This window comes from Streptomyces sp. NPDC085481 (genome assembly GCF_044541845.1).
GTDB lineage: Bacteria > Actinomycetota > Actinomycetes > Streptomycetales > Streptomycetaceae > Streptomyces.
In genome coordinates this window covers 1-21,722 of sequence record NZ_JBITTJ010000007.1, presented here as the reverse complement: position 1 = coordinate 21,722, position 21,722 = coordinate 1, and the positions used below count along the sequence as shown (strand labels likewise).

19 protein-coding genes are annotated in these 21,722 nt (G+C 73.7%); 5 read left to right on the top strand and 14 right to left on the bottom strand.

Going from position 1 to position 21,722, the window contains the following annotated elements; translation table 11 throughout:
• The first annotated feature begins 21 nt into the window (after window positions 1–21).
• A complete protein-coding gene (metE, locus tag ACIGEZ_RS16620) occupies window positions 22–2,313 on the top strand; it encodes a 5-methyltetrahydropteroyltriglutamate--homocysteine S-methyltransferase (RefSeq protein ID WP_399831521.1) in 2,292 nt (763 codons plus the stop codon).
• A 52-nt stretch (window positions 2,314–2,365) separates the two neighbouring features.
• On the opposite strand, the gene ACIGEZ_RS16615 is transcribed toward metE, so the two are convergent.
• Entirely contained in the window at window positions 2,366–3,244 is an 879-nt protein-coding gene (locus ACIGEZ_RS16615; RefSeq protein ID WP_399831519.1) for a glycosyltransferase family 2 protein, read from the bottom strand.
• A gap of 222 nt (window positions 3,245–3,466) precedes the next feature.
• Here ACIGEZ_RS16615 and ACIGEZ_RS16610 point away from each other — a divergent pair, with 222 nt between their 5' ends.
• Entirely contained in the window at window positions 3,467–4,912 is a 1,446-nt protein-coding gene (locus tag ACIGEZ_RS16610) for a glyceraldehyde-3-phosphate dehydrogenase (RefSeq protein ID WP_399831517.1), read from the top strand.
• Here the strand turns inward: ACIGEZ_RS16610 and ACIGEZ_RS16605 are convergent.
• Window positions 4,848–6,203, bottom strand: a complete 1,356-nt coding sequence (locus ACIGEZ_RS16605; protein WP_399831515.1) for an MFS transporter — start codon at window positions 6,201–6,203, stop codon at window positions 4,848–4,850. The two genes, ACIGEZ_RS16610 and ACIGEZ_RS16605, sit on opposite strands and share 65 nt — an antisense overlap.
• A gap of 76 nt (window positions 6,204–6,279) precedes the next feature.
• Window positions 6,280–6,618, bottom strand: coding sequence for an ArsR/SmtB family transcription factor (locus ACIGEZ_RS16600; protein ID WP_399831513.1), 339 nt, complete (start codon window positions 6,616–6,618; stop codon window positions 6,280–6,282).
• 98 nt (window positions 6,619–6,716) lie between these two features.
• On the opposite strand from ACIGEZ_RS16600, the gene ACIGEZ_RS16595 reads away from it, so the two are divergent.
• Entirely contained in the window at window positions 6,717–7,172 is a 456-nt protein-coding gene (locus ACIGEZ_RS16595; protein ID WP_399831511.1) for a tellurite resistance TerB family protein, read from the top strand.
• A gap of 27 nt (window positions 7,173–7,199) precedes the next feature.
• Here ACIGEZ_RS16595 and ACIGEZ_RS16590 read toward each other — a convergent pair whose 3' ends face one another.
• The 4 genes from ACIGEZ_RS16590 to ACIGEZ_RS16575 all read right to left on the bottom strand — a co-directional run bounded on the left by ACIGEZ_RS16590 (window position 7,200) and on the right by ACIGEZ_RS16575 (window position 10,452).
• Window positions 7,200–8,153: a M56 family metallopeptidase gene (locus tag ACIGEZ_RS16590; protein ID WP_399831509.1), complete on the bottom strand. Its 954-nt coding sequence runs from the start codon at window positions 8,151–8,153 to the stop codon at window positions 7,200–7,202.
• 5 nt (window positions 8,154–8,158) lie between these two features.
• Window positions 8,159–8,587: a BlaI/MecI/CopY family transcriptional regulator gene (locus tag ACIGEZ_RS16585; protein WP_399831507.1), complete on the bottom strand. Its 429-nt coding sequence runs from the start codon at window positions 8,585–8,587 to the stop codon at window positions 8,159–8,161.
• A gap of 156 nt (window positions 8,588–8,743) precedes the next feature.
• Window positions 8,744–9,754: a LysR family transcriptional regulator gene (locus ACIGEZ_RS16580; protein ID WP_399831505.1), complete on the bottom strand. Its 1,011-nt coding sequence runs from the start codon at window positions 9,752–9,754 to the stop codon at window positions 8,744–8,746.
• 149 nt (window positions 9,755–9,903) lie between these two features.
• Window positions 9,904–10,452: a carboxymuconolactone decarboxylase family protein gene (locus tag ACIGEZ_RS16575; protein WP_399831503.1), complete on the bottom strand. Its 549-nt coding sequence runs from the start codon at window positions 10,450–10,452 to the stop codon at window positions 9,904–9,906.
• Between the two features lie 200 nt (window positions 10,453–10,652).
• Between ACIGEZ_RS16575 and ACIGEZ_RS16570 the strand changes: the two genes are divergently transcribed.
• On the top strand, window positions 10,653–11,243 hold the full coding sequence (locus ACIGEZ_RS16570; protein WP_399831501.1) for a TetR/AcrR family transcriptional regulator: 591 nt from the start codon (window positions 10,653–10,655) through the stop codon (window positions 11,241–11,243).
• An 85-nt stretch (window positions 11,244–11,328) separates the two neighbouring features.
• On the opposite strand, the gene ACIGEZ_RS16565 is transcribed toward ACIGEZ_RS16570, so the two are convergent.
• The 7 genes from ACIGEZ_RS16565 to ACIGEZ_RS16535 form a co-directional block, all read right to left on the bottom strand.
• Window positions 11,329–13,062 carry an acyl-CoA synthetase gene (locus tag ACIGEZ_RS16565; RefSeq protein ID WP_399831499.1) on the bottom strand — a complete coding sequence of 578 codons (1,734 nt, stop codon included), beginning with the start codon at window positions 13,060–13,062 and terminating at the stop codon, window positions 11,329–11,331.
• Entirely contained in the window at window positions 13,059–16,289 is a 3,231-nt protein-coding gene (locus ACIGEZ_RS16560; RefSeq protein ID WP_399831497.1) for an FAD/NAD(P)-binding protein, read from the bottom strand. The genes ACIGEZ_RS16565 and ACIGEZ_RS16560 overlap by 4 nt, the downstream gene beginning before the upstream one ends.
• Entirely contained in the window at window positions 16,286–16,759 is a 474-nt protein-coding gene (locus ACIGEZ_RS16555) for a cobalamin B12-binding domain-containing protein (protein ID WP_399831495.1), read from the bottom strand. The genes ACIGEZ_RS16560 and ACIGEZ_RS16555 overlap by 4 nt, the downstream gene beginning before the upstream one ends.
• Before the next feature lie 173 nt (window positions 16,760–16,932).
• Window positions 16,933–17,364, bottom strand: coding sequence for a cupin domain-containing protein (locus ACIGEZ_RS16550; RefSeq protein ID WP_399831493.1), 432 nt, complete (start codon window positions 17,362–17,364; stop codon window positions 16,933–16,935).
• The gene (locus ACIGEZ_RS16545) at window positions 17,357–18,283 is read right to left on the bottom strand and encodes a sulfurtransferase (protein ID WP_399831491.1); all 927 of its coding nucleotides are present in this window, start codon (window positions 18,281–18,283) and stop codon (window positions 17,357–17,359) included. Before ACIGEZ_RS16545 ends, ACIGEZ_RS16550 begins: the two co-directional genes overlap by 8 nt.
• Before the next feature lie 5 nt (window positions 18,284–18,288).
• Window positions 18,289–18,813, bottom strand: a complete 525-nt coding sequence (locus tag ACIGEZ_RS16540; protein ID WP_399831489.1) for an HPP family protein — start codon at window positions 18,811–18,813, stop codon at window positions 18,289–18,291.
• Window positions 18,814–18,839: 26 nt separating this feature from the next.
• Entirely contained in the window at window positions 18,840–20,396 is a 1,557-nt protein-coding gene (locus tag ACIGEZ_RS16535; RefSeq protein WP_399831487.1) for a vanadium-dependent haloperoxidase, read from the bottom strand.
• A 558-nt stretch (window positions 20,397–20,954) separates the two neighbouring features.
• On the opposite strand from ACIGEZ_RS16535, the gene ACIGEZ_RS16530 reads away from it, so the two are divergent.
• Window positions 20,955–21,434 (top strand): hypothetical protein, encoded by a 480-nt coding sequence (locus tag ACIGEZ_RS16530; protein ID WP_399831485.1) that lies wholly within the window; start codon window positions 20,955–20,957, stop codon window positions 21,432–21,434.
• The last annotated feature ends 288 nt before the right edge of the window (window positions 21,435–21,722 follow it).

Here is a 21,722-nt window from a genome sequence, read left to right as displayed (position 1 = left end):
CGACTCGCGAAGGAGAGTTCCGTGACCACCACCGTGTACGGGTATCCGCGTCAGGGCCCGAACCGGGAGCTCAAGAAGGCCGTCGAGGGCTACTGGAACGGCCGGGTGACGGCCGACCGGTTGCAGGAGACGGCGGCAGGGCTGCGCCGCGCCACCTGGCGGCGGCTCGCCGAGGGCGGCATCAGGGAAGTGCCGACCGGGGACTTCTCGTTCTACGACCACGTCCTGGACACCAGCGTCATGGTCGGCGCCGTGCCCGCCCGGCACCGTGCCGCGGTGGCCGCCGACGCGCTCGACGGCTACTTCGCCATGGCGCGCGGCACGCAGGACGTGGCGCCGCTCGAGATGACCAAGTGGTTCGACACCAACTACCACTACCTGGTGCCCGAGCTCGGTCCCGGCACCGTGTTCAGCGCCGACTCGGCCAAGCAGGTCGGCGAGTTGACCGAGGCGCTGGGGCTCGGGCTCACCGCCCGGCCGGTCCTGGTCGGGCCCGTGACCTATCTGCTGCTCGCCAAGCCGGCCGCGGACGCCCCGGCCGATTTCGTACCGCTCACCCTCCTCGACCGGCTGCTGCCGGTGTACGCCGAGGTGCTCGCCGATCTGCGGGCGGCGGGCGCGGAGTGGGTGCAGCTGGACGAGCCGGCGCTCGTGCAGGACCGCACGCCCGCCGAACTGAACGCCGCCGCCCGCGCGTACCGCGATCTGGGCGCCCTCGCCGACCGGCCGCGGCTGCTCGTCGCCTCCTACTTCGACCGGCTCGGCGACGCGCTGCCCGTCCTGGCGAAGGCGCCGGTCGACGGCCTCGCCCTGGACTTCACCGGTCCTGCATCGGCGAACCTGGAGGATCTCGCGGCGGCCGGCGGCCTGCCCGGCAAGCGGCTCGTCGCCGGGGTCGTGGACGGCCGCAACGTGTGGATCAACGACCTGGAGAAGTCGCTGGCCACGCTCGCGACCCTGCTCGGGCTCGCCGACCGCGTCGACGTCGCCGCCTCCTGCTCGCTGCTGCACGTGCCGCTCGACGCGGCGGCCGAGCGGGACGTCGATCCGCAGGTGGGGCGCTGGCTGGCGTTCGCGCGGCAGAAGACGGAGGAGATCGCGACGCTGGCGCGCGGGCTCGCCGAGGGGCCCGGCGCGATCACCGCGCGGCTCGCCGCGAACCGGGCCGCGTTGTCCTCCCGCGCCGCGTCCGCGCTGACCCGCGATCCGGCGGTGCGGGCCCGTACGGCGGCGGTGACCGCCACGGACGCCCGCCGCTCGCAGCCGTACGCCGAGCGGGCCGCGGCCCAACGGGCGCACCTGCGGCTGCCGTTGCTGCCGACCACGACCATCGGTTCGTTCCCGCAGACGGGCGCGCTGCGCACGGCGCGGGCCGACCTGCGGGCGGGCCGGATCGGCGGCGACGCGTACGAGGAGCGCATCGAGGCGGAGATCCGCGAGGTGGTCGCCTTCCAGGAGAAGGCCGGCATCGACGTCCTGGTGCACGGTGAGCCCGAACGCAACGACATGGTGCAGTACTTCGCCGAGCAGCTGCACGGGTACCTCGCGACGCGGCACGGCTGGGTGCAGTCGTACGGCACGCGGTACGTCAGGCCGCCGATCCTCGCGGGCGACGTGTCACGGCCGGGGCCGATGACGGTGCGCTGGACCTCGTACGCGCAGTCGCTGACCTCGCGCCCGGTCAAGGGCATGCTCACCGGTCCGGTCACGATGCTCGCCTGGTCGTTCGTCCGCGACGACCAGCCGCTCGCGGAGACGGCCCGGCAGGTCGCGCTCGCGCTGCGGGACGAGGTCACCGACCTGGAGGCGGCGGGGACCTCGGTGATCCAGGTCGACGAGCCGGCGCTGCGGGAGACCCTGCCACTGCGGGCGGCGGGCCGGCCCGCGTACCTGGCGTGGGCGACGGAGGCGTTCCGGCTGGCCACGAGCGGGGTGCGGCCGGACACCCAGATCCACACGCACATGTGCTACGCCGAGTTCGGCGACGTCATCGGCGCCATCGACGACCTCGACGCGGACGTCATCAGCCTGGAGGCGGCCCGCTCCCACATGCAGGTGGCCCGCGAGCTCGCCGCCCACGGCTATCCGCGCGAGGCCGGTCCCGGTGTCTACGACATCCACTCCCCCAGGGTGCCGAGCACCGAGGAGGCCGCCGACCTGCTCCGTACGGGCCTCGCGGCGATCCCCGCGGAGCGGCTGTGGGTCAACCCGGACTGCGGCCTGAAGACCCGCGCCTGGCCGGAGACCCGTGCGGCCCTCGAGCACCTGGTGGCCGCGGCCCGCACGGTCCGGGAGGAGCTGCCGACGTCGTGACCGGCCGGCCAGGGGCCGGCGGACAGACGACCGGCGGCCAGGCGACCGGCCGCTAGATGACCGGCGGCCGCCCGAGGCGGGCCATGCGCCAGGCGGTGGCCCAGCGCATGGGCCGCCTCGGCCCGCCGGAGCGGCGCGCTCCCTCGGCGAAGCCCTGGAACCACGCGGCGAGGCCGGAAAGGGAGCGCGTACGGGCCAGGGTGAGCAGGATCCACACCCCCAGGTAGACGGGGACGAGGACCGCGGGGAGGTTCCGCTTGGCCAGCCAGACGCGGTTGCGCGCGGTCATCCGGTAGTAGACGGCGTGCCGTGCCGGGCTGGTCCTGGGGTGCTGGAGCAGCAGCTCGGGGGCGTACCGCACGGTCCAGCCGGCGTCGAGGGCGCGCCAGGCGAGGTCGGTCTCCTCGTGGGTGAAGAAGAAGTCCTCGGGCCATCCGCCGATCTCGTCGAGCATGCGCATCGACAGGCCGTGGCCACCGCCGAGGAAGGTGGTGACCTCGCCGCCGCGCAGCGGGTCCTTGGCGCCCAGGCGCGGCACGTGGCGGCGCTGGGTCTCGCCGGTCTCGTCGGCGATGCGGAAGGAGACGACGCCGAGCGCGGGGTCGGCCTGGTAGAGGTCGGCGATGCGGCGGAAGACGTCGGTGTCGACGAGGAGGCCGTCGTCGTCGAGGTCGACGAGGACGTCGACGTCGCCGGCGTCGCGCAGGGCCTGGATGGCGACGTTGCGGCCCCCGGAGACGCCCCGGTTCTCGGGAAGCTCGATGCCGGTGACGCCGTCGGGGAGTACGGGGAGGGAGCCGGTGCCGTTGCCGACGACGACGATGCGGGCGGCCGGCTCGTCCTGCCGGGCCACCGAGTCGAGCAGGGCCCGCAGTTCCGCGGGCCGGGTGCCCATCGTCAGTACTGCCACGCCCACGCGCGGTCGCGTCACTGTCTCCTCCGTCCGTCCGCCGTCACGGCGGCGCCTGAGGGCCTTATCGGCCGCCGCCGATGCTAGCGGCGGGGCGACGCCGTCCGTTCACCCGTAGGACGGGTGTTGCGCGTCCGGCCGTCACCGGCGGCGGGACGTGACGCGTACCTCCCGGGGCCCCCTTGAGGGGCCCCTGGGCGGTCGGGTTAGCATATGAGCACCGTCTAGCTCGAAAGATGCACTGTGACTGTCAACGAGGACTCGTTCACAAACTGGAAGAACCGCGAGGAAATCGCGGAGTCCATGATTCCGATCATCGGGAAGCTGCACCGCGAGCAGGACGTCACGGTCCTTGTTCACAGCCGCTCCCTGGTGAACAAGTCGGTGGTCAGCATTCTCAAGACCCACCGATTCGCCCGCCAGATCGACGGCGAGGAGCTCTCGGTCACCGAGACCCTGCCGTTCCTGCAGGCGCTCACCGACCTCGATCTCGGTCCCTCCCAGATCGACATCGGCATGCTGGCCGCGACCTACAAGACCGACGACCGTGGTCTGTCGGTGGCGGAGTTCACCGCCGAGGCCGTCGCCGGTGCCACCGGGGCGAACAAGATCGAGGCCCGTGACGGCCGCGACGTCGTGCTGTACGGCTTCGGCCGCATCGGCCGGCTCGTCGCCCGCCTGCTGATCGAGAAGGCCGGCTCGGGCAACGGCCTGCGGCTGCGCGCCATCGTCGTGCGCGGCGGCGGCGACCAGGATCTGGTCAAGCGCGCCTCGCTGCTGCGCCGCGACTCGATCCACGGCCAGTTCCAGGGCACGATCACCGTGGACGAGGCGACCAGCACGATCGTCGCCAACGGCAACACGATCAAGGTGATCTACGCCAACGACCCGTCCGAGGTCGACTACACGGCGTACGGCATCAAGGACGCCATCCTCATCGACAACACGGGCAAGTGGCGCGACCGCGAGGGTCTGTCGAAGCACCTGCGTCCGGGCATCGACAAGGTCGTCCTGACCGCTCCGGGCAAGGGCGACGTCCCGAACATCGTGCACGGCGTCAACCACGACACGATCAAGCCGGACGAGCAGATCCTGTCCTGCGCCTCCTGCACCACCAACGCGATCGTTCCGCCGCTGAAGGCCATGGACGACGAGTTCGGCGTGCTACGCGGCCACGTGGAGACCGTCCACTCGTTCACGAACGACCAGAACCTGCTGGACAACTACCACAAGGCGGACCGCCGCGGCCGGTCCGCGCCGCTGAACATGGTCATCACGGAGACGGGTGCCGCCTCCGCCGTGGCCAAGGCGCTGCCCGACCTGAAGGCGCCGATCACCGGCAGCTCGATCCGCGTCCCCGTCCCGGACGTCTCGATCGCGATCCTGAGCCTGCGCCTGGGCCGCGAGGCCACCCGCGAGGAGGTCCTCGACTACCTCCGCGAGGTCTCGCTGCACTCGCCGCTCAAGCGCCAGATCGACTTCACGACCGCTCCCGACGCCGTCTCCATGGACTTCGTCGGCTCGCGTCACGCGTCGATCGTCGACGCCGGCGCGACCAAGGTCGACGGCGACAACGCGATCCTGTACCTCTGGTACGACAACGAGTTCGGCTACTCCTGCCAGGTCATCCGGGTCGTCCAGCACGTCTCGGGCGTCGAGTACCCGACCTTCCCGGCACCGGCGGTCTGATCCGCACCGGATCCGCCGGATCCGTCAGCAGGGCCTGAGAACGGCGGTGGGGCATGTCCCCGCCGCCGTTCTCGCTTGCGTCCGTACGCGGCCAGGTCCGGGCCGCGACCAGGGTGGCGGCGAGCGCGAGCGCGGCGAGGAGTACGGCCGCGAGCGCGGGCCCGCTGCGGGCGGTGAGCCGGCCGGCCAGCGGGTAGGCGAGCAGCCAGCAGGCGTGCGAGAGCGAGAACTGCGCCGCGAAGGCGGCCGGCAGGTCGGCGGCCCCGGCCGAGCGGCGCAGCAGCCGCCCGCTCGGGGTGAGCACGGCGGAGGTCGCCGCGCCGACGAGCACCCAGACGGCGAGCAGCCCGGGCCAGGACAGGCCGGCCGGCCGGACCGCGAGCCCGAGGGCGAGCGTGCCGAGGGCGCCGGGCAGCACGCAGGCGGCGCCCAGCATGAGCCTCCGTTCGTCGACCCGGTCGAGCAGGCGGGGCAGCACCAGCGCCAGGACCATCGAGCCCGCTCCGTACGCACCGAGGGCGATCGGCACATCGGCGGCGGGGCGACCGAGGGTGTCCCGCACCAGCGTGACCGTGCCGACCAGCACCATCGCGCCGGCCGCGGCCACCGCGAGGTCGAGGGCCAGCAGCGCGCGCAGCCGAGGGGTGGCGAGAAACAGCCGCACCCCGCAGCCGAAGCGGCCCCTGCTCGCCGCTCGGGCCCCCGAGCCCGCCGCTCTGGGCACCCCCGGCAGCACCACAGACACCACCAGCACCGCCGAAGCCAGGAACCCCACCCCCGTACCCGCGAACAGCCAGCCGTACGGGATCACGGCGAGGAGCGCGGCGGCCAGCGCCGGGGAGGCCAGGCTCTCCAGGTCGTAGGCGAGGCGGGAGAGGGACAGGGCCTCGGTGTACGCGCGTTCCTCGGGCAGCACGTCGGGGACGGTCGCCTGGAAGACGGGGGTGAAGGTGGCAGAGGCGGCCTGGAGCAGCACGATCAGGGCGTAGACCTGCCACAGCTCGGTGACGAAGGGCAGCGCGAGCGCGGCGGCCGTGCGGACGAGGTCCGCCGAGACCAGCAGGGCGCGCCGGGGGATCCGGCCGGCCAGGGCGCCGGCGGCGGGGGCGACGACGACATAGGCGACCATCTTGAGCGCCAGGGCCGCGCCCAGGACGGCGGCGGCGTCGGAGCCCGCGAGCTCGTAGGCGAGCAGGCCGAGGGCGACGGTCGCGAGGCCGGTGCCGAGGAGGGCGACGACCTGGGCGGCGAAGAGACGCCGGTAGGTGCGGTGGCGCAGCACGGACAGCACCCGTCCACCGTAGCCGACGCGTGCGTGATTGCGCACATGTTGAAGCGATCGCGGCGGCCATCGCCACTGAAGCGGCTCAGTCGTGCCAGGGCTCCCCGCTCACCTCGTGGTCGGCCCGGCTGATCGCCTCGACCACCAGCCGCTTGAGGTGGCCGTCCGGCATCGCGTACACGACCCGGCGCCCGTCCTTGCGGGACTGGACGAGCCCGCCGATCCGGAGCTTGGCCAGGTGCTGGCTGACGGCCGGGCGGGAGGCTCCGCACGCCTCGGTCAGGGCGCTCACGTCGGCCTCCCCCTTGGTGAGCAGCCAGACGAGCTGGAGGCGGGTGGGGTCGGAGAGCAGCGCGAAGACCGCGGCGGCGGCCGCGAGTTCGGGCGCCCCGGGGGTCCGCGCATGCGTTTGAGGTTCCGGCACGCCCTCATCGTAGGCAGTCACCAGGAACCACCCGCCACCCTGGTACGTTCTACAGAGTCGTAGAAACAAGAAGCGAAACTGACGACTGGAGTGTTCAGATGGCCCTGTGGGACCGCCTCAAGGAGTCCGCATCGACGATGCAGACCCAGCTGCTCGCGAAGAAGAACGACCTCAAGAGCGGCGCCTTCCGGGACGCGAGCATGGCGATGTGCGCGCTCGTCGCCGCGGCCGACGGCACGATCGACCCCTCCGAGCGCCGCCGGGTCGCCGAGCTCATCGCCACCAACGAGGTGTTGCAGAACTTCGACGCGACCGACCTGCAGCGCCGCTTCGACGCCAACCTCGACAAGCTGGCCGCCGACTTCGACTTCGGCAAGGTGAGCGTGCTCCAGGAGGTCGCGAAGGCGAAGAAGAAGCCCGCCGAGGCCCGCGCGGTCGTACAGATCGGCATCGTGATCGGCGGCGCCGACGGCGACTTCGACAAGACCGAGCAGGCCGTGGTCCGCGAGGCCTGCTTCACGCTGGACCTGCCGCCGCACGAGTTCGACCTGTAGGGCGGCCGGACCGGCCGGCCGCACCCCTCACATCGGGTTCGCGGCCCGCAGCACCAGGAAGAGCGTCACGGCCGAGTTGGCCGAGGACAGCGCCGACACGGCCGTGCCGAAGGCCGCCGCCCAGACGGCGAGCCCCACCGCGGTGAACAGCGAGGGCCAGGGCCGCCCGGCGGGCTCGGGGCCGAGCAGGGCGGCGACCCTGCGCGGCACCGGGCCGGCCGCGGCCGCTCCCCCGCCCGCGAGGTGCGCCAGGACACCGGCCTGCGGCGCGGGTACGGAGATCAGCGCGGATCTGCCGATGGCCCGGGCGACCGTACGGCGGCTGCCGATCTCGCCGGCCGCCTCCTCGTCGGCCCAGCGCTCCGCGGTGTAGGCGACGGCGGTGCGCAGCGGCCGCAGGAACGGGTTGGCCCGGGCGGCGAGGCGTACGACGAGCAGGTGCCGGTGGTGCCGGCCGGTCAGATGGGCGCGTTCGTGGGCGAAGAGCGCCCGGCGTTCGGCGGAGTTCAGCGCGGCGAGCATGCCGGAGCTGACCACCACCCGGTCCGGGGGGCGCCGGCCGGGCAGGGCGTAGGCGTACGGGGCGTCATCGGGCAGCACCGCCACCGGCCGCGGTGGCAGGCCCGCGAGCGCGCGGGTGGCCCGGCGCCGCACCCGGGCGTGCCGTGCGAGCGCGTGCAGGCAGGCCAGGACGACGGCGAGCAGGGCCGGGATGGCCGCGCGGCCGGCGATCTCGTCGTACGGGAGGGCGGCGCGGACCTCGGGGTCGGACCAGGCATCGGGGAGGGGGTTGCCGGGCAACTGGGCGGTGCCGACGACCATGAGGAGCGCGAGGCACAGGGTGCTGCACAGCGCGAGGACGGCGGCGACGCGGGTCAGGAGCCGGGTCGCGGTGCGCGGGTGCAGCCGGTGCTCGGCGAGGCGCGCGACGGGCCAGGCGGTGAGCGGCAGCAGCAGCGGCAGGAAGACGAAGACCCCCATGGCGGCTAGTCTCCGCCCTCCTCGGGTCGGCCCCGGCCCGCTTCGCCCTCCTCGCCGAGGAGTTCACGCAGCAGTCGCTCGTCGTTCGGGGAGAGCGCGGTGACGAAGCTGGCGAGGACCGCCTCGCGGTCGGCCTCCGCGTCGAGCACCTTGCGCATGCGCAGGGCGGCGAGACCGGCCTCGTCCGCGACGGCGGTCCAGACGAAGGAGCGGCCGGCACGTTCGCGGGTGACGGCGCCCTTGGCGTGCAGGCGGGTCAGGATGGTGATGACGGTGGTGTAGGCGAGGCCGCCGCCGACGCGCTCCTGCACCCAGGCCACGGGCACGGGGGCCGGCGCGGTGCGGAGCACGGCGAGGACCCGGGCCTCCAGCTCGCCCTGGCCCCGTCTGCTGCGCGGTGCGGGTGCCGACCCGCCGCTGTCTCGATCCGTCACGGCGTCCGATGGTACGTGAGCTGCGGTGACCCGGGTGGGGTGGAGAGGTGCCACGGCGCACCACCCGCCTCTTGGGCCCGGTCGGGGGTGTGGGTCCGGGGAGAGGGTGATGGGCCGTGGCACCGGTTCAGGGGTGGGGCGCCGCCGTCGCGGGGCTCAGCCGGCGACGCCCGGGTTGGGGTCGAGGGCGGCGGGGACCACGGCGGAGTCCTCGCAGTCGCCCGGGGCATCCGGGGGGATCGCGCAGGCGAGGGCGGTGGCCTGGCGCAGGGTCTCGGTGAGGTTCTCCCAGTCGAGCGCGGGCCGGTCGTCGGCGCGGGCCGAGATGAGGGAGGCGTTCCAGCGCATCCGGGGGACACCGGGGAGCGGGCGCAGTCCGGTGGACTCGCGCGGGGAGGCGGCGAGGGCCATGGGGAGCATGGCGCAGCCGAGGCCCGACTGGGCGGCGGCGCGGACCCCCGCCATGGAGCCGAGCTCGTGGATCTCGGGCGGTCCGTCCGAGCGGAGCCGGAGGAATTCGGGGAGCCATCGCTGCGAGGGACAGTCGGGGTCCGCGATGACCACCTGGCGGCCTGCGGCGGCCCGGCCGCGGGCCCGGGGAACTCCGGTGACGGGGACGAACTCGACCTCCTGGAGCCGTACTTCGGTGAGTTCGTCCGGGCGGTCGGTGCGTAACTGGTCGGCCAGGAAGGCGGCCGGGTCGTCCGCGTCGACGACGGTGAGGACGAGCGCGCCGTCGATGGAGCCGGCCCGGAAGGCGTCGTGCATCTCGCCGGTGCCCATGACCCGCAGGGCGAGCTGGACGCCGGAGAGCAGCCGGCGGCCGATGTGGGTCACCCGGGCGAGCTGCTGCCCGTACGCCAGGGCGGGGACGATGCCCACGGTCATGCGGGGCGGGTTCGCGGCCGGGCGGCGCAGTGCGACCTCCATCTCGCCCACGAGGGTGAGGATTTGACGCGCGTAGTCGGTGAGGACGGTTCCGGCGCGGGTGAGCCGCACGCCGCTCGGCAGCCGTTCGAAGACGGGCTCGCCCACCTGCCTCTCCAGGGCGCGCATCTGCGCCGTGACGCTGGACTGCGAGTACCCGAGGCGGCGGGCCGCCTGGGTGAAGGACCCGGTCAGGGTCACCTCGCGGAAAGTTCGAAGGGTTCTTGCGTCGATGTCCACGTGTCTAACCCCCTTGCCGCCCCCCGGCGGCAGCTGGCACTCGGCTGGCCGGTCACGCCACCCGTTCGATCGCCCCAGTCGGTCGGTCACACCAAGGGGTGCCGGGACGCTCCGTCGCACCCGGCACCCCTGGACGGCCGCGGAGGACTCTACTCGGAGAGCTGAGCCGGGACCAACGGAAAGTCCAAGTCCGGTTGCGCAACGTGATTGAAGAAGTTGGACAGTACGTTGAGCGCCACATGACCGACGATTTCGGCCAGTTCGGCGTCCGTGACGCCGGCCGCGCGGGCGGCCGCGAGGGCCTCGTCTCTGACGTTGCCGCCGTTGTCCATGATCGCGCCGGTGATGCGCAGCACCTGGTCCATGTGCGCGTCGCCGGCGTCGCCGCCACGCCGGGTGGCGAGCAGTTCCTGCTCGCTCAGGCCGACCTTGCCGCCGCGCATGGTGTGCGCGGAGACGCAGTAGGTGCAGTCGTTGCGCTGGGCGATGTAGAGCGCCAGCTGCTCGCGCTGCCGGGCACTGAAGCTGCCGCCGACCAGGGCGTCGCGCATGGCGAGGTAACCGCGCAGGGCGGCCGGGCCGTTGGCGAGGGCGGCGTAGAGGTTGGGCAGCTTGCCGAGCTGCTTGAGGGTGCTTTCGAGCAGCTCGCGCTGCTCCTCGTTGGCGGTCTCGACGGTCAGTTGGGGCAGGCGGGGCATGGAGCTCTCCTTGGGCCGAACCAAAGACGGAACTGATCGGTACCATCCTGACGGTACCGATCGGTTCCGTCTCATGCAACGGGAGCCGGTCAGTCCGGTAAGGAAGGCACCAGGGAAAGCACCGGGGAAGGCGCCGGGGAAGGCCCGCAAGGAAGTACACGAATCAACGGAATCGACGGAACCGAGTGGTACCGTTTCGTATGGCCACGAACGCGAAAGAACGGCTCCTCAGCGCCGCGGAGCGTCTTTTCTACGAAGAGGGCATCCGGGCCGTCGGCATCGAGCGCATCCTGTCCGTCTCCGGAGTGGGCCGCGCCTCCTTCTACCGTCACTTCCCCAGCAAGGACGACGTCGTCGTCGAGGTGCTGCGGCGCCGCGACGGCATGTGGCGGGCCTGGCTCGAAGGCCGGATCGAGGCGAGCGAACGCGACCCGCAGGAGCTGCCGCTCGCGCTCTTCGACGGACTCGCCGAGCGCTTCGCCGCGGCGGACTTCCGCGGCTGCGCCTTCATCAACACCATGGTGGAGACGGCCGACCCGGAGAGCCCGGCGCACCATGTGGCCGCCGAGCACAAGGAGAAGGTCATCGCCCGCCTGGACAGCCTGCTGTCCGACGGCGGCTACCGCGACCACGAGACCCTCGCCCGCCAGCTCGCCCTGCTCGGCGACGGCGCCATCGTCACCGCCCTGCGCGAGGGCACCACGGAGGCGGCGCTGCGCGCCCGCGCGGTCGCCACGGTCCTGCTCCGGACCGCCGACCGCGAACCGGCCCCCGCGGCGGGGAACCGCTGACCGCTGCGTCGCAGGCCCCGACGCAAGCCCGACAGGCCCGGCCGGCGATCCGCCGGCCGAGCCTGTCCGTTCCGTACGAAGGGGCCTAAGGGGCCCCGCCCCCGGGCCGCAGCTCACCCCGGCGCACCTTGCCCGAGCGCGTCCGCGGCAGGCTCGGCACCAGGTCGACGCCCCTCGGCACGAAGACCGGCGCGAGCCGCTTCGCCGCGAGGGCGATCAACTCCCGCTCCAGGAGCTCCGGTGGGTAGGCGTTACGGGCCTCGACCACCGCGTACGGGGCGAGGCCGCCCTCCTCGTCGCGGCAGGGGATCACGGCCGCGTCGGCGACCGCCGGGTGGGAGCGGAGCACCGCCTCGATCTCCATCGGGGAGATCCGGTGCCCGTACGACTTGAAGACCTCGTCCATCCGCCCGAGCAGCCGGATGGAGCCGTCGGCGCACCGCTCCCCCCGGTCGCCCGTCCGGTACAGGCCGTCCGCGAACGCGGCCGCAGTGCGCTCGGGCCGGGCCGGCAGGTCGACATACCCGCGCATCAGACCCGGCGGGCGCTCCGTCAGGTCCACGCACACCTCGCCCGCGTCACCGAGCCGCCCCGTCTCCGGATCGCGCAGCACGATCCGGTAGCCCGGCAGCGGATGGCCCAGCGGCGAGAGCGCGGGCGGTGTGTCGGGGGCGCGTCCGATCAGGGCGGTGGCCTCGGTCTGGCCGTAGCCGTCCCTGACCCGTACCCCCCAGGCCGCCTCGATGCGGTCGGTCACCTCGGCGGTCAGCGGCTCGCCGGCCGCCGTCGCCTCCCGCAGCCGGGGCGCGCCACGGCCTTCGGTCACGTACGGGAGCACCGCCCGCCAGGCGCTGGGCGGCGCGCAGAGGCTGCTGATCCGCTGGGTGGCGAGCACCCCGGGCAGCACGGACGGCGGCAGGCCGCCGTCGGGGGGTGCGACGACGGTGGCGCCGGCCGTCCAGGGGACGAAGAAGCTCGACCAGGAGTGCTTGGCCCAGCCGGGCGCGGAGAGGTTGAGATGCCGGTCGCCGGGGCGCAGGCCACTCCAGTACAGGCTGGAGAGATGGCCGACGCCGTATCCGGAGTGGCTGTGCTCCACGAGCTTGGGCAGCGAGGTCGTGCCGGAGGTGAAGTAGCAGAAGGAGGCGTCGGCCGAGGCCGTCGGCCCGGCCGGGAGGAACGGGCGGCGCCGGGCGGCGTCGCGGGTGGCGGGATACGGGGTCCAGCCGGGCAGGACCGTGCCCGGCGCCGTCCCGACGCCCGGCGCCATCCGCACCCCGGGCAGTTCCGACGCGCCCATCATGTGGACGAGTTCGGGTGCGCAGACGACATGCCGGATGGCGCCCCTGGCGATCCGGTCGGCGGCCTCGTCGCGGGTGAGGTCCTGGTAGCCGGGGACGACGACCGCACCGAGCTTGATGCAGCCGAGCAGGGTCTCCCACAGCTCCGCTCGGGTGCCGAGCAGGATGAGCACCCGGTCGCCGCGCACCACCCCCGCCTCGGCCAACGACACCGCCAACTCGTCCGAGCGGGCGGAGAGTTCGGCGAAGGTGACCCGGTCGACGACCGGCACGGTGCCGTCCGGACCCGGCCGGCCGAGGATCTCGAGGGCGGTACGCTCATTGCCCTCGGCGACGACGTCGAACCATTCGAGCGCCCAGTTGAAGTGCGGGGCGCGCGGCCACCGGAAGGCGGCCGTGGCCGCCTCCCGGTCGCCGCGCAGCCGGAGCAGCAGGTCGCGGGCGGCCCGGTACTCCTCGTGCGCTGCGGTCCTGCGGTGCTCCGCGTAGGCGGCCCGCCGGTTCACGGTGATGCTCATTCCGCCGCCCCGGCGAGCGCCCCGGCGATCGCGTCGGCGTCCCGGGTGAACGAGCCCCAGGGGCCGGGCCGGCCGCTGCCCACCTGGGTGAACCAGCGGGTGTGCTCGCTCGGGATGCCGATCACATGGGTGGCGGTGTCCGGCTCGCCGTCCGCGCCGATCGGGTGGAACGGCGCGTCCGTGCAGTCCATGCCGCCGGTCCTGAACTCCCCCTCCCCGTCGGCCGCGTCGGCCGCGTTGACGAAGGTCCGTACGTGCCCGTCGGAGAGCAGACAGCGGATCAGCGGGTCGCGGTCCGCGGCCAGGTCGGTGCTCGGCACCCGGGCGTCGACGAGGACGTCGAGGGCCGCCCACGAGTTCTCCACCTGCGCCGACTCGACCGAGAACCGGCCCTCGACGGGATCGGTGCCGAACCGGGCGCCGGGGCCCACCGGTTCGAGCACCCCGGCGGCGAGCAGCGCGAGGAACTGCTCCGAGCGCACCTGCGGCGGCCCGGTCGACACCATCGCCGCGACGGGTCCGAACTCGGCGAGGAACCAGCGGTGCGACTCGGGGGTGAGCCCGCCGAAGTCGACCACGTTGCGGATGGTCTGCCGCACGTCCCTGAGGACGTCCGCCGCCGCCTTCATCGGCCCCTCGGCGTTGCCGAGGCGGGCGTCGCCGAGATCGGCACGCAGCCACTCGGTGAGCACCTTGTGGAACTCGGCGGGCGAGCCGAAGCGGCGCCCGCCGAACGGCCGGGCCAGCGCGTCGAGCCCGGTCAGCGGCCGCGGGTCGATCCGGTATCCGGCGGCGAGCCGTTCGAGCACCGGCAGCTCGGGAACGAGCGCCAGCGCCTCCTCGGCCCGCTCGGTGAACTCCCGGGCCGCGTCGGGCCCGTGGACCTGCCGGACGCGGGTGGCGAGCAGTACCAGGTTGACCTCGGCGAGCAGCCACGGCAGCACCAGGCTCTCGAAGTCGAGCGGCGCGTGCTCGGCGCGCAGCCGCTCCATCCGCTCGGGGGTGAACAGCACGGGCCGGTAGCGGTGTTCGGGCCCCTTCTGGTTGAGGCCGCGGGTGAGCAGCGGCACCCCGGCGCGCGAGCCGCACAGGATCCGCGGCTCCTTGCCGCTCGGCAGGTAGAGCAGTCCGTGGCCGCCCTCGGTGAACGTGCCGCCGCGGCCGAGGGTGAGCTCGGCGAGGACGTCGTAGAAGGTGAGCCCCATGCCGATGACGCCGACGCTCGCGCCCGCCGGGATCTCCCCGAGCGGCATCTCGTTGGCGGAGCCGCCGGCGACGTACTTGACCGGCCGGGTCGGGGTCGCGTGGGTCCGGGCGAACCGCTGCCACTCCCGCTGCTGTTCGTCGAGCTCGTTGACGGGGTGGCCGGTGGCGAGCACCAGCCGGTCGACGGTGAGCACGTCGCCGCGGTCGAGCCGGAGCCGGTGCGGCCCCTGCCGGTCGGGGCGGTCGGCGCAGATCACCCGGGCCTCCACGCGGTGCACGGTCAGGCAGGGCGGCAGGGTGGCCTCGATGCGCTCCATCACGTACGCGAGGTATCGGCCGTAGACCTGGCGCGGCGCGTAACCCTGCGGCTCGGCGTGCGCGGGGTCGTGCTCGACCCACCACTCACCGAGGGTGGGGCCCGCGCCGGGCCGGTGCGGGCCCGCGTCCGCCGGCCCGGAGAACATGGTGACCTCCTGGGCCGGGGTGTTCATCAGGAACCAGGGCGACTGGTCCGTACGCCAGATCCGACCGGCCCCCGCCTCGTACGGATCGATCGCGTACACCTCCACCTTCCGCCCCGGCGGCCGCTCGGCGCACCGGGCGGCCAGCCGTTCCAGTACGGAGAGGCCACGCGGGCCCATGCCCGCGAAGGCCACCCGCAGCGGTTCGCGCTCGGGGTCGGCCAGACACCGCTGCACGGGCTGCGGCAGCGGCTCGGGCGGCGGGTCGGTCTCGGCCGCCAGGTCGTGCTCGCGGGCGACCCTGCCGAGCATGCCGGCGAGCTGTCGCGAGGTCATCGGGGTGGTCCTCCGGCTGGTGGTGAGCAGCGGCAGCGCGCCCAGATCGGTCCACTGGAGCCGACCGTCCGGGGCGACCGCTGAACGGGCCTCGCCCCGGTTGTCCGGGTGGAGGCAGAACGGCACGTCGAGCAGGCCCCGGTCGAACGCCTTCAGGAGGGCGACGCCGATGTCGTCGGCGAGCGCCAGGACCGTGCCGACCAGGGCGCGGGCCTCCGCCAGGATCTCCTCCGTGTCCCCGCCGGCCGGCGGCCCGGCGGCCCTGAGCCGTGCCCGGGCCGACCGGGCGGCGTCGGCGGCGACCCGCAGCGCCGTCAGGTTCTCCTCGACGGTCGGGATGCGGTGCGCCTCCGTCTCGGTCTTGACGATGAGCCGCTGCGCCCCGCCGCGTACGGCGAGTTCGGCGCTGCGGCGCAGCAGCAGCCGGGCGCCGGGCACGGTTCGCGGATAGACGCCCATGTACGTGTAGAGCACGATGTGCCGGTCCACGGCGGGCGGCAGCAGCTCGTCGGCGAGCAGCCGCAGCGCGGCGAGCGCGCCCGCGTCCTGGGCGGCGTGGGTCTGCTGGGCGTAGGACAGGGAGACGCTGGTGGCGCCGTTCTGGGCGAAGAACAGGCACTCGAGGACCGAGACGGCGACGAGCAGCGAGGGCGGGCAGAGCTGGCCGAGCAGACAGCCGCCGAAGGACTCCAGGTGCGCGCGCCGGCCGTGGGAGCGGCTCTCCTCGGCGAGGAACTGCACGGAGTCCCGCCAGGCGGCGACGGATTCGGCGAGCGGGGTGCGGCCGTAGGGCAGGCAGTACGAGACGGGGCCGCCCTCGCTGGCGGTGAGCCCGGCGGCGGTCATCGTGCGGAAGATGGCCATCGGGTCGGCGGAGCCGTGCCGGACCTGGACGGGGGTGCGGCGGCCGGCGGCCGCGGCGACCCGGGCGGCGGTCTTGGGCCCGTGGCTGACGATGGGAAAGCCGTTGAGGGGCCGGCCGGTGCGCAGGGCGGCGGTGGCGGCGGCGTGGTCGCCGACGCGGGTGTAGCTGTCGATGGTGAGGGTGGCGACCGTCCGCTCCGGAAGGGCGGCCACGGCCGCGACACCGGCGGACATCACCTCGGGGGCGACCATGCCCATGCGGGGCTGGACGACGAGTTCGCCGGCCTGGGCGGCCTCCTGGACGAACGTCCCGAGATCTCCCGGGGGGAGGGGGTGCGGGGGCTGGGCGGACGGGATCACGCCGCGGCCCGCCCGGTACACGAACCTCTCAGCTCGCCGAGCCTCGCGAGCAGGGCGGTCGGGTGGGCGCCGTCGGAGTACACCTCGTCGTACCCGGCTTCGAGGAGCTCGGCGGTACGCTGCTCGGCTCCCTCCGGGGAGATCCCGAGCAGTCCGCCGATCACCATCGGGATCTCGCGCGTGTCGCTGTTGCCGCGTAAGGCGCGGGCGGCCCGCAGTCCGTCCTGGTGGCCGTGGCCGTTGACGGAGGACAGCACGACGAGGTCGGGGCTGGTCATCCGGGCGGTGTCGACGAGCAGCTGCTCGGGCACGCAGGGGCCGAGGTTGAGCACGGAGTGGCCGTGCTCCTCCAGGAACAGCTGGAGGTGGACGAGGTTCCAGGTGTGCGCGTCGGACGACCCGGTGGTGAGCAGTACCCGACGGGAGGTCTCCGTACTGCGCAGCGGCTGAGGCCTTGCGGACGGGGTCATGGCGTGTCTCCAGTGACGGTGCGGATGCGGAGTGGGGGGTACGTACGCGTGCGGGTGTGCGGTGGGGGTGCACGAGACGGGCGTGTGGTGGCGCCCCGGGGCCGGGCGGACGCCGGCCCGGCCCCGGGGGTGCGGGGGCCCGTGGGGCCCCGGGAGTGCGAGGTGCGGTGCGGTCAGGCCGCGTCGGAGGGTGCTCCGGCGCCGACGCCCGTGGTGATCTCACCGGACAGCGGGGTGCGCGGCGAGGCCGGCCGGGCCCGCACGGCGAGCACGGTGCAGCCGGTGGCGCTGGACATCTGGTGGCGCGTGCCCGGCTCCTCGACCACCAGGTCGCCGCGGTGGAAGCGGCGCCCGTCGCTGTGGTCGAGGGTGCCGTCGAGGACCAGCATCAGCTCGTGGCCCAGGTGCTCGTGGAAGTCGCCGTGGGCGCCCGGCGGGAAGCGGAGCAGCAGGGAGGCGGAGTCCTCCTCGCCCGCGTGCCCGGGGCCCCACAGGACGACGAACTCGACGCCCTCTCGGCCCGGTTCGGTCCACGGCACCCACGGCAGGTCGGTCTGCTCGAAGCCGTTGCGGAGCACATCGCGGAAGACGGTGACGTCAGGCACGGGCGGTGACCTCCGAGGCGGTGGCGGCGCGCTGGGCGACGACGGACGGGATCGGGTCGGGTCCCCACGGCTGGGGGCCGTTGACGATGGGGGCGCCGATGAGGGAGCCGAACTCCCGCCATGCACCGTCGTAGTTGCGGACGTCGGGCAGGCCGAGCAGCTCGTGCAGCACGAACCAGCTGTGGGCGGAGCGCCAGCCGACCCGGCAGTAGACGACGGTCGGCGTGTCGGTGCTCAACCCGCCGTAGGCCGCCCTGAGTTCGGCGTCGTCGCGGAAGGTGCCGTCCGCGTCGATGGCGGTGTGCCAGGGGATGTGCTCGGCGGACAGCGCGTGACCGCAGCGGACGCCGACGTCCTCGGGGACCCCGGGCGGGGTGTTGCTCTGCCCGAGGTACTCCTCGAGGGAGCGCACGTCGAGGAGGGTGCGGCGGCCGATGTGGTCGAGCATGTCCTCGCGGCGGGCCCGGATGGACTCGTCCACCACCGGTACGGGGTAGTCGGCCGCGGCCCGCTCGGGCGCCTCGCGGGTGAGCGCGCCGCCGACGGCCTCCCAGCGGGCGCGCCCGCCGTCGAGGATCCGCAGCTCGCGGTGGCCGTAGAGGCGGAACTGCCAGTAGCCCGCCGCGGCCCACCAGTTGTTGTTGCCGCTGTAGAAGACGACGGTGTGGTCCTCGGTGATGCCGTGCCGGCCGAGGAGGGCCGCGAAGGCCTCCGGGCCGATGACGTCACGGCGTACCGGGTCCTGAAGGTCGCCGGTCCAGTCGAGGCGTACGGCGCCGGGGATGCGGCCTTCGCGGCCGCCCCCGTCGTTGCCGCCGTCGGTGATCTCGACGAGGACGAGCTCGCCGTCGGTCGCCCCGGGGTCGCTCAGGTGCCGCTGGAGCTGTTCCGTGCTGACCAGAAGGGTGTCGCGGGACATCGGGTTCACCACCAGTACGTCGGGTATTTGGCGATCACGCCGGCCTTGGAGGCCACCAGGCCCACGAGGACGAGCAGCACGCTGCCGATGGTGAGCAGGATCAGGAAGCGCAGCGGCTGCGGGTCCTGGAGGACGGCGAGGACGGCGGTGGCGGCGGCCGGCGCGTGGACGGCGCGCAGCACCAGCATCAGCCCGACGGAGAGGCCGGCGGCGATGGAGGCGACCCACAGGGAGTGGCCGAAGAGGGCCACGGCCACCAGGCCGAGGACACCGGAGCCGACCTGCCCGAGGATCACCCCGCGGGGCTGGGCGGGCGGCAGGGCGGGCGTGCTGCAGATGATCATCGCGGTGGCGGCGAGCGGGGCGATCATCAGCAGGTGACCGGTGGCCTCGCCGAGCGCCACGAGGATCACGAGCGAGACGACGGTGACGAGGGTGCCGAGGACGGCGGGTTTGGCGCCCGGGAACGGCGGGGCGCCGCTGCCGCCCTTGGGCGCCGCCGCCGGGGTGGTCTGGGTCTGGTTGCTCACGGATCTCTCCTCTGCGGCGGAGCCGCTCAGCGGTGCGCGCCGGTGAAGTAACACTGGGCCTGGCGGTACACGACCTTGCCGATCTTGTGGCCCATTTCGATGCCGGGCTCGTTGTCGAAGGACCAGTGCATGCCGCCGTACACCCGCGAGATGCCGGCCTGGCTGGCCGCCTCGCTGAAGGTGGGCCAGGTGAGGACGACGTCGGTGTGCGGGGTGATGCCGGGCTCGACCGTGGAGGTGCCGGCCTTGAAGCGGAAGGAGTCGCCGAACTGGTCGGTGCCGGTGAAGCGGCGCAGGAACTCGGAGGCGGCGCCGGAGAAGGTGCTGTGGCCGGAGACGGTGGCCGGGAACGGCGGCACCGCCACGTAGGCCTGCCAGTCGACGCCGTCCATGGTGACGGTGCCGCGGCCGGGGCCGCCCCAGGAGCGGACCTGCTGCCCGCGGCGGTCGTACGGGATGAGGGTGGACGGGCGGGCGAAGTCGTAGTCGAGCTTGACCGCCCAGGAGCCGATCGCCGCGTCGCACTCGGCCATGTTGAGGCCGAAGAACAGCTTGGCGTCCTCGTCGACGGTGTAGCCGTCACGGGCGGAGACGAAGCGGCCCCACATCTGCTGGGCGCCGGGCGGGGTCACGTCGTCGTTGAGCCAGAACTCGGCGATGCACTTCTGCTCGTCCGTCAGGCCGGCGCTGATCTCGAGGAGCTCCTCGACGGCGGCGGTCAGGCGGACGGAGGGGTACGCGGGCGGGGCGGCCACCGTGAACTGGTCGGGGCTGCTGAGCGCGAACGGCTTCATCACCGCGAACTGCGGGGTGAGGTACTTCTGGAGCTTGCCGCCGACGATCAGCGGGGTCCAGTGCTCGGGCGCGACGACGGTCGACGGGTCGAAGGCGCCGGCGGTCTGCGGCGGGTTCTTCGGCTGGTAGCCGGTGGTGTCGGCGTACGGCGGCGTGGCGAGCTGGTTGGCGCCGTCGCCGTGGCGGTAGTCGAGGACGGCCTGCGCGGTGCGCAGACCTATCCACGCGGGGCTGTTGCGGCGCGGGTCGGTCAGCTCCGGGTCGTAGCCGAGGCTGCGCAGCATCGAGTCGATGGCGACCTTGTACTCGGGGAAGAAGTCGAGCAGGGCGCGGTGCGCGGCGTAGCTGACGGCCTCGTTCTTGTTGTCGAGGGTGCGCTCGGCGCGGGGGCGGCGCAGCGCGCCGCCGAAGCGGGTGCCGGAGGCGACCCGGTCGTAGCAGGCCCAGGCGTCGTAGATGGCGTTGTGGACGATCGCGAGGATGCGGGCGTTGACGGTGGCGGGGCCGAAGCGGTTGCCCGCGGCCTGGTAGCGGCCGAGGATCGCGTCCATCGTGGCCTGGTTCCAGCGCACCACGACGCTGGGCTCGGCGGCGGCTCCGGGGGCCCGGCGGCCGGTGCGGGTCTCCGCCTCGAACCGTTCGACGGGGGCGGCCCAGGCCGTCGTACCGCCCGAAGCGAGCGCGAAGGCGCCGGCAGCTGCGGCGGAGGCGGTGAGCACCCGCCGCCGGGTGAGCGGCGCGCGGGCCGCGGGTGTGGTCGGGGCGGGGGTGACGGGTCGCTGAGACATCCCTGGATTCCTTCGCGTGTGGTGCGGGGCGGGAGCGGATCAAACGAAAATTCGAGAGCATCGAAAACATCGAACAGACCTCAGGCTGGCGAGAATTGATCGCGCGGGGCAACGGCCGATCGGCTTCTTCCATCGGAGGCATGCAAGGAAGCGATGGGCGTCGCCGTGGCTCCGGCGAGTGGTTAGCGTGAGTGGCCATCGGCGCTCCCCCACGGCCGGACGGACCCCCGGCCGTCCGGCCGTGAGCGGGTACGCCGTGCCACCTCGGGACGGCACGCGGTCCCGGCCCCTGGGGCGCCACGACGCGCCCTTCGGTCCCCATCGCTGCCCCCTCTGTCCCCCGTATCGCTCCCGGCGCGAAGGCAGCAGCCGCACGCCGGCGAGGCGCGACCGAAAGCCGACCCCGGTCCGGCGCACCCGCTGCCGCCCGGCCCGGGTCCGCCGCACCCGCGCCGCCCGGCCCGGGTCCGCCGCGCCCGGGTCGCTCCTCCGGGAGCCCCCTCATCCGCCGAGACCGACCGCACCGATCCCGCACCGATCCGTTTGGAGTGGCCGCCCATGTCCGTTTCCTCGCAGCTGAGACCGCCCCGTGCGACACCCTCGGCACCGCCGCCCGGCAGCCGCTTCGACCGGCTCGCACCGCGCCTGCACCGCTACGGGCTCGGGCTGCTCAGGGGCGGGCTCGGCGGCGTCTTCGTCTGGTTCGGCATCCTCAAGGCGATCGGGCTCAGCCCGGCCGCGCAGCTCGTCGTCGACGTGATGCCCTTCGACACCGGCGGCTGGTTCGTCCCCGCGCTCGGCTGGGCCGAGATAGCCCTGGGGGCCTGGCTGGTCAGCGGGCGGGCGCAGGGCGTGCTGCTGCCCGTGCTCGGCGGCCACCTGCTCGGCACGTTCGCGGTGCTGCTGCTCACCCCGCAGGTGGCGTTCGACCACTCCAACCCGCTGCTCCTGACGATGGTCGGCGAGTTCGTGGTGAAGAACGTGGTGCTGCTCGCCGGCGCGGTCGTGGTGACGACCCGCCCGCGCCCCGGGGCCTGACACCCGTCACAGGACGCGGGGGTCCTGCCGTTCCCCGCCCGGTCCGGGCGCCGTGAGGGATCTCTCGGCGACCCGGGCCGTGGCATGCGCCCAAGCCACTAGCATCGTGGCACTGAGTGTGTTTTGCTGAGGGTACTCAGTGCCAAAAGTGCCACAAGCATTGCTAGGGGAGCCCCAGACCATGGCCAAGGACTTCGACCTGTATCGCCCGTCGGAGGAGCACGAGATGCTCCGGGAGACGGTCCGTGCGCTGGCGGAGGCGAAGATCACGCCGTTCGCCGCGGCGGT

Bases quoted from the DNA above. Each gene is read 5' to 3' on its own strand.
- ACIGEZ_RS16595 (WP_399831511.1), top strand. From the start codon at position 6,717: ATGGCCCTGTGGGACCGCCTCAAGGAGTCCGCATCGACGATGCAGACC.
- ACIGEZ_RS16570 (WP_399831501.1), top strand. From the start codon at position 10,653: ATGGCCACGAACGCGAAAGAACGGCTCCTCAGCGCCGCGGAGCGTCTT.
- ACIGEZ_RS16530 (WP_399831485.1), top strand. From the start codon at position 20,955: ATGTCCGTTTCCTCGCAGCTGAGACCGCCCCGTGCGACACCCTCGGCA.
- ACIGEZ_RS16535 (WP_399831487.1), bottom strand. From the start codon at position 20,396: ATGTCTCAGCGACCCGTCACCCCCGCCCCGACCACACCCGCGGCCCGC.
- ACIGEZ_RS16575 (WP_399831503.1), bottom strand. From the start codon at position 10,452: ATGCCCCGCCTGCCCCAACTGACCGTCGAGACCGCCAACGAGGAGCAG.
- ACIGEZ_RS16565 (WP_399831499.1), bottom strand. From the start codon at position 13,062: ATGAGCATCACCGTGAACCGGCGGGCCGCCTACGCGGAGCACCGCAGG.
- ACIGEZ_RS16545 (WP_399831491.1), bottom strand. From the start codon at position 18,283: ATGTCCCGCGACACCCTTCTGGTCAGCACGGAACAGCTCCAGCGGCAC.
- ACIGEZ_RS16555 (WP_399831495.1), bottom strand. From the start codon at position 16,759: ATGACCCCGTCCGCAAGGCCTCAGCCGCTGCGCAGTACGGAGACCTCC.
- ACIGEZ_RS16590 (WP_399831509.1), bottom strand. From the start codon at position 8,153: ATGGGGGTCTTCGTCTTCCTGCCGCTGCTGCTGCCGCTCACCGCCTGG.